This is a genomic window from Brucella anthropi ATCC 49188 (assembly GCF_000017405.1).
GTDB lineage: Bacteria > Pseudomonadota > Alphaproteobacteria > Rhizobiales > Rhizobiaceae > Brucella > Brucella anthropi.
In genome coordinates this window covers 128,876-145,010 of the sequence record NC_009669.1, presented here as the reverse complement: position 1 = coordinate 145,010, position 16,135 = coordinate 128,876, and the positions used below count along the sequence as shown (strand labels likewise).

The window sequence follows — 16,135 nt, the reverse complement described above, 5'->3', positions numbered from 1 at the left end:
AATTCTATTTCTGACTGGTGACCTGCCACTGAGAATTTCCTCCAGAATGGATTAGATTCCGGCCCAATAAAGGACGGACGAATGAAGAAGCAGCGATTTACGGAAGAGCGGATTATTGCGGTGCTGAAGGAGCTGGAGGCAGGCATGAAGGTGGCCGACCTGTGCCGCAAGTATGGGATTTCGGACGCAACATTTTATAACTGGAAAGCCAAATACGGCGGTATGGAGGTGTCCGAGGCGAAGCGCCTGAAGGCACTCGAAGAAGAGAACGCCAAGCTTAAGAAGCTGTTGGCCGAGCAGATGCTCGATGCCGCCGCACTCCGCGAGCTTCTCGCAAAAAAATGGTAGGGCCTGCCGCCAAGCGTGACGCCGTTGCACATCTGAAGGACATAATGGGTCTTTCGGAGCGGCGGGCCTGCCAGATTGTGTCTGCTGATCGCAAGATGATCCGCTATCGGTCCTGCCGACCGCCGGAGGTCGAATTGCGGGCGAAGCTGCGCGACCTTGCCAACGAGCGACGGCGCTTCGGCTACCGACGGCTGTTCGTCCTGCTCAGGCGGGACGGAGAGCCATCCGGCGTCAACCGCATCTATCGGCTGTATCGCGAGGAAGGGCTTTCGGTTCGCAAGCGGAAGGCTCGACGAAGGGCCGTCGGCACGCGTGCGCCGATCCTGGTCGAGGCGAAAGCAAATGCCCGTTGGTCTCTCGATTTCGTGCACGACCAGTTTGCATGCGGGAGACGTTTCCGGATTCTCAATATCGTTGATGATGTGACGCGGGAATGCCTGGCAGCAATCCCGGACACCACAATCTCCGGCCGCCGTGTCGCACGGGAGCTGACGACACTGATCGAACGACGCGGCAAGCCAGGAATGATTGTCTCCGATAACGGCACGGAACTCACCTCGAATGCCATTCTGGCCTGGTCGAAGGATCACAAGGTTGAGTGGCACTATATCGCGCCAGGAAAGCCTATGCAGAACGGCTATGTTGAATCCTTCAACGGTCGGATGCGCGACGAATTGCTCAACGAAAGCCTGTTCTTTGGCCTCGATCACGCCCGCAGCGCCATCGCCCAATGGGCCGACGATTACAACAATTTCCGGCCACACTCGTCGCTGGGATACCAAACCCCGGCGGTCTATGCTGGATCCATCGCCGCAACCGGCTCCAACGCTGCGCAATATGAAAGCTTGGCGTTTCCGCCGGTTGCTACCAACACGCCAATTGGCGTAGTCAAAACCGCCGAGGCTCTAATCGCCGTTGGATGAAAGTTCAGTGGCAGGTCACCCTCTATGTATACCTTCGGCTTTTGCGGCTTCGATCCCCGCCCTCTGCCGGTCTTTGATAAACTTCAGTTCCATGTCGGCGACCATACCGAGGATGGTGATGACAATTCGGCCCATGCTTCCGGCAGTCGTGACTTCGGGTTCAAGGACGCGCAGGGATGCGCCTTTTTCGTCAAGCTCATGAACGAGATTGAGAACGTCGCGTGTGGAACGGCCGAGCCGATCAAGCCGCAGAACCACCAACTCGTCGCCTGTGTGTAGAAACTGCTTGATGGTTTCCAGCTCGGAACGACCTTTTCGTGAAGCCCCTGATCCGGTTTCCGCCCGGATTATTTCGCAGCCGGCGGCCTTCAGGCGTTCGTTTTGAATGTCGAGGTCCTGATCTATAGTACTGACGCGGGCGTATCCGATGCGAGCCATGGCAAATCTGTCACTTTAGGGTGACTTCCATTGTGTAACGTCACTTTTATCGAGAATCCACCCTTTTGTTACATGTGCTACGCGTCACATGTGATTGTCTCTTATAGGTGCACCCTAAAGTTGGTTCGCAACGAAAAAAATGAGTTGTATTTTCGCGCTCAATGGGGCGAAATCCAAGTGTTGGCCAGAACGCTTCCGCATCTGGTCCGTCGGCATAAAGTGCAATTTGCCGATTAAATGTATCTGCATGTTTTAGGACGTAATGCGCTATCTCTCGGCCAACGCCACGTCGGCGGTAGGCTGGCCGAACGTAGAACCGCCTCATACGCAACCAACTGCTATCAACGAAATCCTGAGTGATGCCGCCAATGCCAGCAATTTCATCATCGATGGTTGCTAGCGCTAGTATTTCACCGGGGCGTTCGAAGCGATTAGACCCGTTCCGCCACTGTTCTTGAAGCACGGACATGGTGTCGAAGCCCTCGGCAGCTGCATCGACAAGCAGTTGATCAAAGTGGTCTGGCAATTCAACAATGCGCATAACCTCAAGGGCATTACTGTTACCTATCATCATAATTCTACTTCTCGTCGCTCGCTTGCCGCAAAAAAACCTTCGCCAATAATCACCAAAATTCATATTCTGGATTTGTTCGTCAAGTTGGCCAAAATCGCAGCTTCGGGCCGACTTGGCCATCATGACCTTACACGACCGGAAGCAGGGCAAATTCTGCAATCAAAGTACATACGATTAGTACAACAATGCGACTTGGAAGAACGCCATGTTCATTCCTGTTCTTTAGTGTCAATAAGCCCGTCGCGAGGAGGGTACAAAGGATTGTTATTCTAACGTCATTCCGGACATGATCCGAGTACATGACTACAAAGGCCGAAAAAGCAATTCCTCCCGCCAGTATGAAAAGAAATCCTTTCGAGAATGTTTGGCTAAGGTTTTACAGCTGAAGCTTTGTCATAGCAGATATCCTCTCGGACATTGGTGAAGTCTTGTATTCTTTTTTGGTCAGTTTGATCGTCATTTGCTGGCCTACAGGCTTAGGCAAGCTCTATGTCGGTTTTCGGGAAATCGTCACCCTTGAAGAGCAGGGGTAACCGGTATTCCTGAGCGCAGGCGTAAGCGAAACAATCGCCCAGGTTCAAGCGGGCAGGGTGGGCAACAAATTTGCCGTAGATGCGCGCCGCTTCAATCGCTCTGCGATGGGTCGCGCCACTGATCGCCATTTCCCTTGCGCCTAGCTCCGACATGAATTTCTCAACATGCGCTTGCGCCATATCAATCGTCTCGGTCGGTATGGGTGCTTGTGAGCCTACCTGTTTGTTTGCTAATCGCCTCGCGAGACTGATAACGGCTTCGAACATTGTCAGTGACGAATAATAGATCGGCGATTTCGTTTTTTCGAGTTTTGCCAGAAGATAACCGGCGTCGTCTTCATTGCTGAGAATTGCGACGATGGCAGAAGCATCAAGATACATTAATCGTCCTCATAAAGCTCATCGCTGAACTTCTTCATATCAAAGGGTTCCGGATTCGGACCAAGAATGGCTGCGAATTCATCCTGAATGACTTTGACACGGTCGCGCAGCGGTATAGAATCCTTTGCGCGCTTTAATTCATTTTGCAGCGCCTGCCGTACAGCTTCAGTTTTGCTTGGCGCGTTGGTGATTTTCTGAACCTTCTTCGCCAGTTCATCAACGGCACTATCACGAATGTAAAGGGACATGGCTCTTTCCTTGGATATCCCAGAGAGTATATTTCGTATATTATAAATCGGATATACATCCATTTCAAGGCGGGAACCGGTCGTGCGGGGGAAACGCACGACCGGCCTGCGGCTTATTCAGCCGCTTGGGAAAACTCCGCTTCATCGTCGGCGCATCCAGTTTCCTCGCCGGTTTCGTCATCCATGGTTTCGGTTGCGGTTTCCTCCGCGATCCGAACGGAGACAGGGAGCCATCCGCTTCCGGAAACAAGGCGCTCTGCGATTAAGACCGCTTCGCCTTTCTTCTTGGCGGCACGGACTGACAATTCCGCCTCCTTGCCCTTGGCTTCGGCCACTGCCAGTTCAATCGTCGTCCTGTTGACGTGATTGAAATAGTTGTCGGCGGTCGGCTCGAACCAATCTGACATATCAACGTCAAGTGATCGGGCCAGTTGATCGGCTTGTGCCACATCGCCCTTGCGCTGGCAGAATTTCGGCTCGACCGCATTGACAGAATGAGCGGCGGCAAAAGCCAGAAGCGATAGAAGCATGTCTTGTGGCTGCTCACGCAGCCAATCGAACAGTTCATCGGGATTGCCGGGGAGAATATCGCCGAAGCGATCCGAAAGGTCGTTGAAAGCAGACAAGCCGTTGCAGTTTTCCGCGTCCTTCATGGAACGTTCAAGCCGCTCATGAGTGACACGAATTTGCAAGGCGCTATGACCGCCGTAGGGATAAACAACGTCAATCAACATGGAATGCACCACGGCAACGAGTGCAATATCCACATTGTTCGCCAGTTCAATGCGCAGCGCTGCCGTCTTATGTGCGGTCAGGTCCTCGATCAATGCTGCACTATGCGTCATCACCGGGAGGGCGGAAGCCGATATCTCGGAAGATTGTTCCGTCTCGCTGCTCTCGGTGTCCTCGTCATCCCTCACGGCCTCGGCCTTCACAAAGCCGCGCTCGATGCGAGCCCTGCCGTAGTAGTCCATCATCACGAATGCGCCAGCCTGTTCCAGCGCTTCGGGGCTGAAAGCTTCCGTCTTGGCAGTCAGGGCGTCAATGCGCTCCTGAACAGCTTCAAGCTTCGCCTCGGCCTGATCATCGGCAGCGTCATGCTCGATCAATTCGGCAAGTTCGTCATACTCAGCCTGTGCAGCATCAAGTGCCGCCTGATCGTCCTCGGACAACGGTACGTCTTCAGGATAGAAGCGTTTCATGCGATGCAAGCCATCCGGAATGTCCGCGCTGCATTCGACCCACTGCCAGCCTTCTGCCTTCACCTGCTCGGCAATCGCGGTGAATCTCTCCGAAACCAGCTTTTCCAGCAAGACGGAATCCGTGGCATATCCGCCGTCGCGCGTGTCGAACAGGTCACGTTTGACCGCTCCGCCCGCCGCTTCATATGTCTCAACACCGCCGATGAAATCAAAGCGCTTGTCATCTGTCCGTATCATTTCCTCGGTCAGAGCATACCTGATCCGGTGTGCGTCACGGTTCCAGTCAGGTAGAGCGTTCCAGACTTCCAATTGGCGCTTATGATCATTGCAGATGGTGAATGCCTTCAATTGGCTATAGCCAATTTCCTCGTCGCGGAACAATTGCAGCAGTTCGGGAGCGACACGCGCCAGTGCAAGCCGCTGCCGAACGACCGTTTCGGAAATAGCAAAACGGGCGGCGATATCGGCAATGTCTTTTCCCTCGTCGGCCATAGCCTTGAAAGCTTCATACTGGTCAACGGGATTCATTTCCTCGCGCATGGCGTTTTCAGCAAGGCTGATTGCCGTGGCATCCTCGGCGGCACGTTCCTTGCACTCTACCGCAAAATCTGCCGCAATCTCGCCAGCCTCGGCCAGACTCAACAGCGCCAGACGGCGGCGCTCGCCAGCCGTCACGAAATAGCGACCTTTCTTATCACCCTTGCGCACGACCAGATTTTGCAACGGTTGATAACCGTCACTGCGCAAATTTGCCGCCAGTTCTTCGATGCCTTCCTTGCGGTAGGTTTTGCGCACGTTCTTCGGGTCGCGATCGAGCTTGTTCAATGCGACGATGATTGTCGCTGGCTTGTTCGTATTGGTCATGATGCTCTCCATTTTCCCTTTTCCCTTTTCCCGCGAAGCGGTCTTGCTTGCCCATGGGGCAGGAGCCCCGCTCCTGCTCCTGCGGCGTCGCAAGTCAGACCGGGAGAGGGGGAGGCAATGAAAAAAACGGAGGGGGTTCGCCCGCCCGAGGCGCAGCCGGAGGGTCGATGCAAATCCGCGCATGCGGATCTGTGTCGATCCTGCACGTGCTGAGGACCAACGGGACGATGCGAGGAAGGACGGGGAAACCGTTTTTCTCGTTGCGAGGGGGAGAGGGCAACGCTCTTTCTCCCTCACTGGAGAAACCAAAGTCGACCGCTTTGGCGGTCGTCATTCATGATCTGATTGTCAAAGAGGGAGGGAGCCGACCTGTTTGCACGCAGGACGGCTCCCAGGTGATTGACGCCAAGGGCTAGCAAGACGTCAGCACCATTCCGGTTGCCCGAGATTGACGCACTATGCTGAAGTCATCGGGCCGTGTACACAAGAGATAGCCAATTCGGTTATTGATTTTTTGTTGAGCCGCGAAGCGGCTTGCACGAGTGCGATCGCAACCCGTATGGGCGGAAACCGGTAGAATGCCGGGTTTCGTGCCGATGGCATAGAGCGCCGGTCGCGCAGCGACGTGCCCAAACCATTCGGTCATGACGTGATTTTTCAGCGCATCCAGCTAGCCAAATCGGGTACATTGATTTACCCATGAAATGAATGAAACAACGTTTGGCAGGAGATATGAGGGGACGTACTTTAGAAGAATGGATTGATACTCTAGGGCTTGAACAGGTCGATGACCCGCAAATACAGAAGCCCATTTATAGAAAAGTGAGCTTCGGTCCTATGGCGCTCACCGGCGAGATTGAAGAACTGATCAGTTCGCAGATCCGCGAACTCCGCGAAATTCGCGAGATGCCCCGAACGGTGCTGGCGCCTTTGCTGGGCCTGCATCATCAGGTGTTGTCGCGCTACGAAAAAGCGACGTCGAAACTGACAGTGGCCCGGCTGATCCATCTTTGCGAGGTCCTGGATACGTCGCCGATGGAACTGCTCTATCCGGTCGCACCGCATTTGTTCGGTGAAACAGCCCAAGAAGCAGAGATGACGAAATCGATTTACGACAAGCTGCGGACGCTCGACGCTCTGACACTCGCGGCGATTTCGAATTTCATCCAGCATTTGAAGACCAAGCCGGATAGCATAGATGGAAGCGGCAGTCAGGATGCGGCGCGCGCCGCATCCTGATTGTCTCTTTATTTGAGGAGGGCGACAGAGGAACGCCATACCTGTTCTTTTACCGGGCCAGTGTTTACAACTGCCATCCTGACAATGCTCTCCTGTAGCTGGCTCCTATTGTCCATCGCCGGTGTCATAGGTGCTTTCCCCGTCCTTTCGCAGATGTACGAGTTTCAGCCTTCCTTGCGGTTCGGCATTGCGCTGATGTCCCTTGGACCTCTTCTCGTGGCAACCATAAATGCTGCCCGACAGAAGGAACTGTCTGACCTATCGCGCGCAGCATATTTTGACGTTCTGACCGGACTTCTTTCCAGAAGTGCGTTCCGGGAACGTGGTCAAAAACTGCTTAGGGAGAGCATCGTTGCAGGCCGCGATTTGACCGCGATGATGCTCGATATCGATCATTTTAAGCAGATCAACGATCAGAACGGCCATGCCAGTGGCGACAAGGTCCTGATCGATTTTGCGCAACTCGTCCGCGATCAGCTGCGTGAGGGTGATTTATTTGGGCGATTGGGCGGCGAAGAATTCGCAATCCTGCTGCCCAACACCTCATCGAGACAGGCCGAGAAAATAGCCTCTCGCGTGCGTTTAAGAGTCCAGAACGCAACTTTTACCGGAACAGATAACCAGCCCCTGAAGGTCACGGTGAGCATGGGGTTGGTTGATATCGCCGACTGTCCTTCCACGAAACTCGATGAGTTACTTCATTGTGCCGATCAATCCATGTATGCTGCTAAATCCAGCGGTCGGAACATCGTCATCCGACACAAATCGAATGCTGAATAGATTGTCGATAGGGTAACATTCTAGAGATAGCCAGTTCATCATAACAATAGTATTATTCAATTATTTCAATGGCTTAGTTCCATAATAGAACTTATGCAACTAACTCCTATAACAACGGTGGGTTCTAGCTTGAAGTGCGACTTGCAAGCGATAACAATGAGTTATCCTAAGCAAGGAACCCGTCATGGAACGCACCTACGCGCATATTGATCTGGATGAACGCCGCAAGATCGCCCGCTGGCGCGCAGCAAACCTCTCCGTTGATATTATTGCCGAGAAACTTGGACGACATCGTTCAACCGTTTTCCGCGAGTTGAAACGCAATCGATTTGTCGACGATCAGATCACGGACTTGACTGGCTATTACTGCACGGTTGCCGATCAGAAAGCACGTGAACGTCGCTCGAAACGACGCAAGCTCATCCGGTTTGATCATTTGCGTCAATCCGTGATCAAGCACATCAGCGATGGATGGTCGCCGCAGCAAATTGCCGGGAGAATGCAACTGGAGCGCCACCCCATCTCTGTCAGTCATGAAACGATCTATCAGTTTGTTTATTCCGACGACGGTCGAAAAGAAGGGCTTTGGAAATATCTGCCTGAACGTCGTGCCAGGCGACGTCCACGTCATGCCCGGCGCCGTCATGGACGCCGATTTCCGCCGGAACTGAGCATCTTGCACCGCCCGGACATGATCGCCAGACGTAAGCAATTTGGCCACTGGGAGTGTGATTTGATCCAGTTTCGCAAGAAGTTCGGCAAAGCCAATGTGACGTCTCTGGTCGAGCGGGTAAGCCGTTTCACAGTTTTGTTGCGCAACAATGATCGTCAGTCACGTGCGGTGATGGATGGTGTGATTAGGGTACTGCAACCCCTGCCCCAAATGGCGCGGCGCTCGATCACGTTTGATCGTGGCCCTGAGTTCACGGAATGGGCTTACCTGCAGGCCGGGATCGGATCACAAGCGTGGTTCTGTGATCCGCAGTCGCCCTGGCAAAAGGGAACGGTCGAAAACACCAACAGGCGAACAAGACGATGGCTCCCCCGAGACCTTGATCCGCTAACGTTGAGTGACCGAGACCTCGTATTCATCTGTCATCGTCTCAACAATATGCCGCGCAAATGTTTGGGGTACAAAACACCAGCAGAAGTCTTCCGGCAAAAACTTGTCGCAAACAAACATCGCTGTGAATAAGCTCGAACCGAAAAAGTCGCGCTTCAGCATGACCTCACAAACAAAACAGGCTAATTTTGCGGCTGTATGACAAAAATCACCAACAAATCCTTCGCATCGATCTGGTCGCCCGGGCGCACGAGGACTTCCGCGATCTTGCCATCCCGCTCGGCGTGAAGCGCCGTTTCCATCTTCATCGCCTCAATGGAGAGTAACACGTCGCCGGCCTTGACCTCCTGGCCTTGATTGACGAAGACGCGGCTGATGACACCCGGCATCGGCGCCCCGACATGCGACGCGTTGCCAGGTTCGGCCTTGCGGCGCACGGCAAAGCCGGAAGCACCATGCGTCCGATCCGGCACCTTGATACGGCGCGGCTGACCATTGATTTCGAAAAACACCGTCACCATGCCCTTGTCGTCAACGCCGGACGAAGCCTGATTGACGATGACCAGCGTCTTGCCGCGCTCTATATCGGCAAACAGTTCCTCGCCATCCTCCATTCCGTAGAAATAGGCATGGGTGGGAAGCACCGAGACCGGACCATAGGTTTCGGCGGTGAGCGCGAAATCCGTGAATACCTTCGGATACATCAGATAGGACGCGAACTCGAAATCATCGACCTTGCGCTCCAGCTTGGTCTCGATGGCCTTCCGTTCGGCATCGAGATCGGCATCCGCCAATAGTGAACCCGGACGAACGGTATAGGGCGCTTCGCCCTTCAACGCTTTTTTCTGCAGGGCTTCCGGCCAACCGCCAGGCGATTGTCCGAGATCGCCCTTGAGCATGGAAACCACGGACTCCGGGAAAGAGACCTCGCGCTCGGGATTCTGGACGTCGGCCACTGTCAGATCCTGGCTGACCATCATCAGCGCCATATCACCGACGACTTTCGAAGACGGCGTCACCTTGACGATATCGCCGAACATCCTGTTGGCATCGGCATAAGCCTGCGCCACTTCGTGCCAACGGCTTTCGAGACCCAGCGAACGCGCCTGTTCCTTGAGGTTGGTGAACTGACCACCCGGCATTTCGTGCAGATAGACTTCCGACGCCGGCCCCTTGAGATCGCTTTCGAAAGCCGCATATTGGTTGCGCACGGCCTCCCAATAGAAGGAAATGCGGCGAATCCATTCGGTATCAAGGCCCGTATCGCGTTCCGACCCGGCAAGCGCTTCCACGATCGAACCAAGGCACGGCTGCGACGTATTGCCAGAGAAGGCGTCCATCGCGGCATCGACCGCGTCGACACCCGCATCCACGGCGGCAAGAACCGTCGCTGCCGCAATTCCTGACGTATCATGGGTGTGGAAATGGATCGGCAGACCCGTTTCTTCCCGCAGCGCCTTGAACAGAACCTTGGCGGCAGCCGGTTTCAGCAGGCCCGCCATATCCTTGACGGCAATAATATGCGCGCCTGCGCGTTCCAGTTCCTGGGCGAGATTGGTGTAATATTTCAGGTCGTATTTCGGACGGGCCGAATTGAGGATGTCTCCGGTGTAGCAGATGGCCGCTTCACAGAGCTTGTTTTCCTCCGAGATGGCATCCATCGAGACCCGCATATTCTCCACCCAGTTGAGGCAATCGAAGACACGGAAAAGATCAATGCCGCCCTTTGCGGCCTGACGGACAAAATACTTCACGACGTTATCTGGGTAGTTCTTGTACCCGACGCCGTTTGCCCCGCGCAGAAGCATCTGCAGCAGGAGGTTGGGAGCACCTTCGCGGATCAGCGCCAGACGCTCCCACGGGTCTTCGGTCAGGAATCGCATGGAAACGTCGAATGTCGCACCGCCCCAGCACTCCAGCGACAGAAGCTGTGGCAACGCTTTGGCATAGGCGCTGGCGACGCGGGCGATATCATGGGTACGGACACGGGTCGCAAGCAGCGACTGATGTCCGTCGCGCATCGTCGTATCCGTGACGAGTACCCGCTTTTCGTTGCGCATCCAGTCTGCGAAACCCTTCGGGCCGAGCTTGTCCAGCAACTGCTTGGTGCCGTCGGGCGTCGGCGCATCGATATAAGGCACGATTGGCTTTGCCGCTTTGTCCGAGGGAATTGCGCGTCCCTTGGTTTCCGGGTGGCCGTTCACGGTCACATCAGCGAGATAGGTCAAAAGCTTGGTAGCGCGGTCCTGCCGTTTGACCTGGGCAAAAAGCTCGGGCGTCGAATCGATGAAGCGCGTTGTATAAGTATTGTTGCGAAAACTGTCATGGCCGATGATGGCCTCCAGGAATGTGAGGTTGGTCGCCACGCCGCGGATACGGAATTCGCGCAAAGCGCGATCCATACGGTTGATCGCCTCGTCGGGCCGCGGCGCCCAGGCCGTCACCTTCACAAGCAAAGGATCGTAGTAGCGGGTGATGACAGCGCCAGTATAGGACGTGCCGCCGTCCAGACGGATACCGAAGCCTGAAGCGGAGCGATAAGCGGTGATACGGCCATAATCCGGAATGAAATTGTGTTCCGGGTCTTCCGTCGTAATGCGGCACTGGAGGGCGTGGCCATTCAGGCGGATATCCTCCTGCCTCGGCACCCCGGATTCCGGCGTGCCGATGGCGGCGCCTTCCAGAATGTGAATCTGCGCCTTGACGATATCGATACCGGTGACGACTTCCGTAACGGTATGTTCCACCTGAATGCGCGGATTGACCTCGATGAAGTAGAATTTGCCGGTATCGGCATCCATCAGATATTCGACCGTGCCTGCACCGATATAATTCGTGGCACCCGCAATCTTCAGAGAGTAGGAGGCGAGCTCCTGACGCTGTGCTTCGCTCAGATAGGGCGCGGGCGCACGCTCGACGACCTTTTGATTACGCCGCTGGATCGAACAATCACGCTCGAACAGATGCACGACATTGCCGTGCGTGTCGCCGAGAATCTGGCTTTCGACGTGACGCGCACGCTCGACCAGCTTTTCGAGATAGACTTCGTCCTTGCCGAAGGCCGCCTTGGCCTCGCGCTTGGCTTCCGTCACCTCGCGGGCAAGGTCTTCCTTTTTGCGGATGGCGCGCATGCCACGGCCACCACCGCCCCAGGATGCCTTGAGCATGACCGGATAACCGATCTCCTCGGCCATACGCTCCACTTCCGCCATGTCGTCCGGCAGTGGGTCGGTGGCGGGAACAACGGGAACGCCAACCGAAATCGCCAGATTACGGGCGGCGACCTTGTTGCCGAGCTGGCGCATCGTATCCGCCGTCGGTCCGATGAAGGTGATGCCCGCCTTGTTGCAGGCCTCCACGAATTCGGGGCTTTCAGACAGAAGACCGTAACCGGGATGAATCGCGTCCGCTCCGGAGAGCTTCGCAACGCGGATCACCTCCTCGATCGAAAGATAGCTCTCGATCGGTCCCATATCCTTGGCGAGATGCGGCCCCCTGCCGACCTGATAGGACTCGTCCGCTTTGAAGCGGTGCAAAGACAGCTTGTCCTCTTCCGCCCAAATCGCAACGGTTTTAATCCCGAGCTCGTTGGCTGCCCGGAAAACGCGGATCGCAATTTCGGATCGGTTGGCAACAAGTATTTTCGTGATCGACATGACGTCTCCTTACAGGAACTTGGTACCCGGAACGCGCTGTCACCGTGTCTCGACGGGGTGGTCTAAGAGGTGAGGTCCGCACCTGCCCTTATCTCTTCGGGTTGCATTGCAATTGCGGAAAGTACACCTATCTCACGAAGTGGGAGCTCGCACCGTTGATCATCCCGACGACTACTTTTCGGGCGCCGGGTCTTCGGCGAACACGCCGCCGACGGACCAGTCCTTGCGCTCAACGTCTGTAAACACGATCTGGACATCGTCCGGCTTGCATTTGGCGATGCGCGCCAGTTCCCGGGTGAAAACCGTGGCAACTTCCTTCTTTTGCTCGTGGCTGCGACCGGAAAGCCAATCGACACGTATGACGGGCATATGCTTCTCCTTTTAAGTTGCGATCTTGGAACTGCGGACCGGTTTAGATACCGATCGCCTGGTAAGCGTCGGCGATTTTCCTGATTGCTATGACATAGGCTGCCGTGCGGAAGGTTTTGATTTCCGCAGAAGAGCGCTTTACTTCGGCAATGTTCTGGTAGGCATTGCGCATCACATCCTCCAGTCCCGACCTGACCAGATCTATTTCCGCACCACCCTCAAGAAATTCATCGCGGATGTCGCTCGGAAATGACCGCTCAGTCATCGCTTCGAGAGCGTGTGTGATATGGAGATTCCTGCGCTCACGGCGCCGGCGCTCCATCAGCCCGAAAGGGATGTGTGTAATGTTTTTGACCCATTCGAAGTAGCTCACCGCTACACCGCCGGCATTCACGAAGAGGTCGGGCAGAACGACCACGCCGCGATCGGACAACTGTCGCTCAGCCTCGAAGCTGATGGGTCCATTTGCTGCTTCAGCGATGAACTTTGCTCGAATGCGGCCGACGTTTTCAAGCGTGATGGCGTTTTCCATAGCCGCTGGAATGAGGATGTCGCACGGAAGTTCGAGACCTGCGGCCCGGTCGGTATAGCTCTGCGCCCCCGGAAATCCAAGGATAGTCCCATGTTCACCGTGGTAGCGTTTGAGCTCTTCTATGGCCAGCCCGTCGGCATTGGTGATGTATCCATCGCGCTCGACGACCGCGATGATCCTGGCACCATCGTCTTCACTCAGGAATTTGGCTGCGTGGTATCCGACATTGCCAAATCCCTGGACGACAACGGACATGGTCCGCAAATCCCGGCGCCCGTCTATGCCATTTTCCTGGGCGTCGCGCAGGTAACTTTGGATAGCGTATTGAACCCCCCTGCCCGTCGCTTCGGTTCTTCCTGCGATCCCGCCACTGGCCAATGGCTTGCCGGTAACGCAGGCGTTGGCATTCATGATGTCGGATGGACCAGTGCGCTTGTATTCATCCGCCATCCAGGCCATGGTCTGTTCACTTGTGCCCATATCTGGCGCGGGGACGTTTCGGCCCGGGCATATGAGATTGCGCTTAGCGAGCTCCTGGGTAAATCGGCGCGTGATACGCTCCAGCTCATGGGCATCCCATTCGGTGGGATCAATTTTGAGCGCACCTTTCGACCCTCCGAACGGTACGTCGACGACCGCGCACTTCAGGCTCATGAGCGCAGCGAGCGCCTCGACTTCTTCCTGATCGGAGTGGATCGAGTATCGAATTCCGCCTTTTGCCGGCTCGACATGCTCACTGTGCACCGAGCGCCAGCCGGTAAAGCTAAACATTCTGCCGCGCAACCGGACGCCGAAACGGACTGTGTAGGTCGAGTTGCAAGCCTTGATCCGCTCGGCGAGCCCCTCGGTAAGGGACAGATGCGTCATAGCATTATCGATATAGGCCTCAACGCTCTGAAGAAATGGCGCGTCGATTTGATCGGGCTGAGGGATGGTTGCAGTATCCAATTTTACGGTCCTCGAGGTTGGGGTCGCGGAGCTGGCCAGGGACAAGCGCTTCCGCTCTGTTGAATTGCACGCGGGTTCGATCAGGTCGCCAGCCTCTGGCACCATAGGGAAAGAAGCGGGTGCGACGCGCATCGCATCGCAAACTCACGACCTGCGGCGCAGACAATCGGGGAACCGATCTGGTGGCTCTTCCACTCACCGCTGATCGATTTGTACTCTCCAGGCGAAAGAGGAAACATCACCCGCGGCAAGCGCAGGACGTAGTCCGGAAAGCGGGTGTATGGCGCCATGATTGTGATGCCGAGCAACACCTTGTCGCTACTATCTGTCTTGGGCGCCCCCAAAACGGCATGAGCGTGGTTTCGCTCGAAATTGAGGCTGGCAAACGGACCGCTCTTTGCCGAATACCAGACGAGGCCATCTTCAAGTTCATCCAGCGCTGCCGCCAGGAACTGTGAGTTCGGGCCTTCGTTAGCCAAACTGTTCAACGCGGTGTTAAATTCGCCGCGGAGCCGAAACTCGGGCTGCAAGCGTGGTCCGGACACGCTGCGAACGCCACTGGCCTGAAGAAGATTGAGCATCTTGCAGGCTGGCAAAGTGCCGGGTACGTCGGGGTTTTGACCGAGAACACTGTTCTCCATGGCCCTGATGACATGTTTGAGAGCCTTGGGCCGCTTGCCCCGGGAAACTTCCTCAATATGTATCTCCGATATGGATGGACCGAAGAAATGATCCGTGCTGGTCGCTTGAACCGGGTCGGCCAACGAAAGCATGCGCGTTCCTCATCATGGCTTGTACATTGAGCGGCAGACCGGGCCCCGGACAGCGGATGCAAGGGCTGCACCGGGCGAACCTGCGGACCCATCCGTTTGCCGGCCGCGTCGCCAGAAACGACGCGGCCGGCGCCTGATCAAGCGAGGGCGGGCTTGTCCCAGAGATTGAGGGACTGGCCGATGCCGTTCTTCTTGGCGTTCTCATACACTTCGAAGCCCCAGCTGATGTCGAAGACAGCCATGCCGCAAGCGATGAAGATGACCCGATCCTTGGCGCTTTCGCGGCCCGGCTTCTTGCCGTTGACCACGTCGCCAAGGCCGGTCGAGTCTTTGAGAGCCGGCAACTTGCCAGCGTCGATGAGACGGAAGAACGGACCGCCAATCACGCCGCCGTAATAGGCATCCTTGTTGCCCGAGGCGATAGCGTCCTCGACATAGGCTTCCTGAAGCGGCGTATGATCGTAGACGATCGTCGCCCCAGTGAGGAAGGACTCGTCCGTGTTAAACGGACCGGAAACGAGGATGGTCGCGCCTTCCTTGATCCACTCGTCCTTGAAGTAGAGCGGCTTGAGGCGCGAAGCCGCCACGGTGATGACGTCGATGTTGCGGAAGCCTGCCTCGGCCTCGTCGACGCCGACGGCCTCGACCTTGTAGGTCTCCGCGACCCAGCGCGCAAGTTCATTTGCCTTGTCCAGGAACACGTCGAAGCAGACGACTTTCTCGACGGCGGGAAGCTGCGTCATGATGGCGGTGAAGCAGGCCTTGTTGATCGGACCGCAACCGACAATGGAGACGACCTTAGCATCCTTGTTGGCGAGGTGCTTTGCCGCGACGCCCGGTACGGCGCCTGTGCGCGCGGCGCTGAGCAGGTTCGCTGACATCAGCGCCAGCGGCGCGCCGGTTTCCTTGTCGTTCAGCATCATCGTTAGGATCGAGCGCGGAAGGCCCTTCTGGGTATTGGCATGGTTCGAGCCGTACCACTTGTTGCCGCAGACGTCGAAGCGGCCGCCGAGATAACCGGGCATGGCGGCGAAACGCCGGTCCGGGCCGGCGACGGGCATGTTCGGGAACTTCGTTTCCTTCGGAAAGACGATGTTGAGGCCATGGCTGTTGTGGTTGGCACCGCCCATGAGGTAGTCGCCCTCGCCCAGCAGGCTGAAAGTCTCCTCGCAGATTTCCACGCAACGCTTTGCGTCGTTGACACCGGCGGCGATCATGTCGGGTTCGGAAAGGTAGAGAAAGTCGATTTTCGTGGTCATAATGG

The 16,135-nt window shown here is 56.0% G+C and carries 13 protein-coding genes and 1 pseudogene; 4 read left to right on the top strand and 10 right to left on the bottom strand.

Annotated elements, in window-relative coordinates; translation table 11 throughout:
* The first annotated feature begins 81 nt into the window (after nt 1-81).
* Nucleotides 82-1,271, top strand: a protein-coding gene (locus OANT_RS23725) for an IS3 family transposase (protein WP_086000520.1) whose coding sequence is annotated in 2 segments (ribosomal slippage) — nt 82-334 and nt 334-1,271 — 1,191 coding nt in all. Because the reading frame shifts where the segments join, the coding sequence is not laid out codon by codon here.
* Nucleotides 1,272-1,289: 18 nt separating this feature from the next.
* On the opposite strand, the pseudogene OANT_RS23720 reads toward OANT_RS23725, so the two are convergent.
* From OANT_RS23720 to OANT_RS23700, 5 genes and pseudogenes are all read right to left on the bottom strand, one after another.
* Nucleotides 1,290-1,709 (bottom strand): annotated as a pseudogene (locus OANT_RS23720) (recombinase family protein); the annotation flags it as partial.
* Nucleotides 1,710-1,755: 46 nt separating this feature from the next.
* On the bottom strand, nt 1,756-2,406 hold the full coding sequence (locus OANT_RS23715) for a GNAT family N-acetyltransferase (protein WP_235823051.1): 651 nt from the start codon (nt 2,404-2,406) through the stop codon (nt 1,756-1,758).
* 353 nt (nt 2,407-2,759) lie between these two features.
* Entirely contained in the window at nt 2,760-3,197 is a 438-nt protein-coding gene (locus OANT_RS23710) for a type II toxin-antitoxin system VapC family toxin (RefSeq protein WP_011982808.1), read from the bottom strand.
* Entirely contained in the window at nt 3,197-3,445 is a 249-nt protein-coding gene (locus tag OANT_RS23705) for a type II toxin-antitoxin system VapB family antitoxin (RefSeq protein WP_011982809.1), read from the bottom strand. Before OANT_RS23705 ends, OANT_RS23710 begins: the two co-directional genes overlap by 1 nt.
* A 113-nt stretch (nt 3,446-3,558) precedes the next feature.
* Entirely contained in the window at nt 3,559-5,511 is a 1,953-nt protein-coding gene (locus tag OANT_RS23700; protein WP_041545827.1) for a ParB/RepB/Spo0J family partition protein, read from the bottom strand.
* A 708-nt stretch (nt 5,512-6,219) separates the two neighbouring features.
* Between OANT_RS23700 and OANT_RS23690 the strand changes: the two genes are divergently transcribed.
* The 3 genes from OANT_RS23690 to OANT_RS23680 all read left to right on the top strand — a co-directional run bounded on the left by OANT_RS23690 (nt 6,220) and on the right by OANT_RS23680 (nt 8,725).
* On the top strand, nt 6,220-6,750 hold the full coding sequence (locus OANT_RS23690; RefSeq protein WP_011982812.1) for a helix-turn-helix domain-containing protein: 531 nt from the start codon (nt 6,220-6,222) through the stop codon (nt 6,748-6,750).
* Between the two features lie 108 nt (nt 6,751-6,858).
* Nucleotides 6,859-7,530: a GGDEF domain-containing protein gene (locus tag OANT_RS23685; protein ID WP_158304337.1), complete on the top strand. Its 672-nt coding sequence runs from the start codon at nt 6,859-6,861 to the stop codon at nt 7,528-7,530.
* 184 nt (nt 7,531-7,714) lie between these two features.
* A complete protein-coding gene (locus tag OANT_RS23680; RefSeq protein ID WP_011982814.1) occupies nt 7,715-8,725 on the top strand; it encodes an IS30 family transposase in 1,011 nt (336 codons plus the stop codon).
* Between the two features lie 50 nt (nt 8,726-8,775).
* On the opposite strand, the gene pyc is transcribed toward OANT_RS23680, so the two are convergent.
* From pyc to OANT_RS23655, 5 genes are all read right to left on the bottom strand, one after another.
* Nucleotides 8,776-12,249, bottom strand: coding sequence for a pyruvate carboxylase (gene pyc / locus OANT_RS23675; protein WP_011982815.1), 3,474 nt, complete (start codon nt 12,247-12,249; stop codon nt 8,776-8,778).
* Between the two features lie 171 nt (nt 12,250-12,420).
* Nucleotides 12,421-12,618, bottom strand: a complete 198-nt coding sequence (locus tag OANT_RS23670; protein ID WP_011982816.1) for a tautomerase family protein — start codon at nt 12,616-12,618, stop codon at nt 12,421-12,423.
* Nucleotides 12,619-12,661: 43 nt separating this feature from the next.
* The gene (locus tag OANT_RS23665) at nt 12,662-14,017 is read right to left on the bottom strand and encodes a Glu/Leu/Phe/Val family dehydrogenase (RefSeq protein WP_041545824.1); all 1,356 of its coding nucleotides are present in this window, start codon (nt 14,015-14,017) and stop codon (nt 12,662-12,664) included.
* A gap of 161 nt (nt 14,018-14,178) precedes the next feature.
* Complete coding sequence (locus tag OANT_RS25175) at nt 14,179-14,871, bottom strand: dimethylsulfonioproprionate lyase family protein (protein ID WP_011982818.1); 693 nt, start codon at nt 14,869-14,871, stop codon at nt 14,179-14,181.
* Between the two features lie 137 nt (nt 14,872-15,008).
* Nucleotides 15,009-16,130: a tyramine oxidase subunit B gene (locus tag OANT_RS23655; RefSeq protein ID WP_011982819.1), complete on the bottom strand. Its 1,122-nt coding sequence runs from the start codon at nt 16,128-16,130 to the stop codon at nt 15,009-15,011.
* Nucleotides 16,131-16,135: the final 5 nt, after the last annotated feature.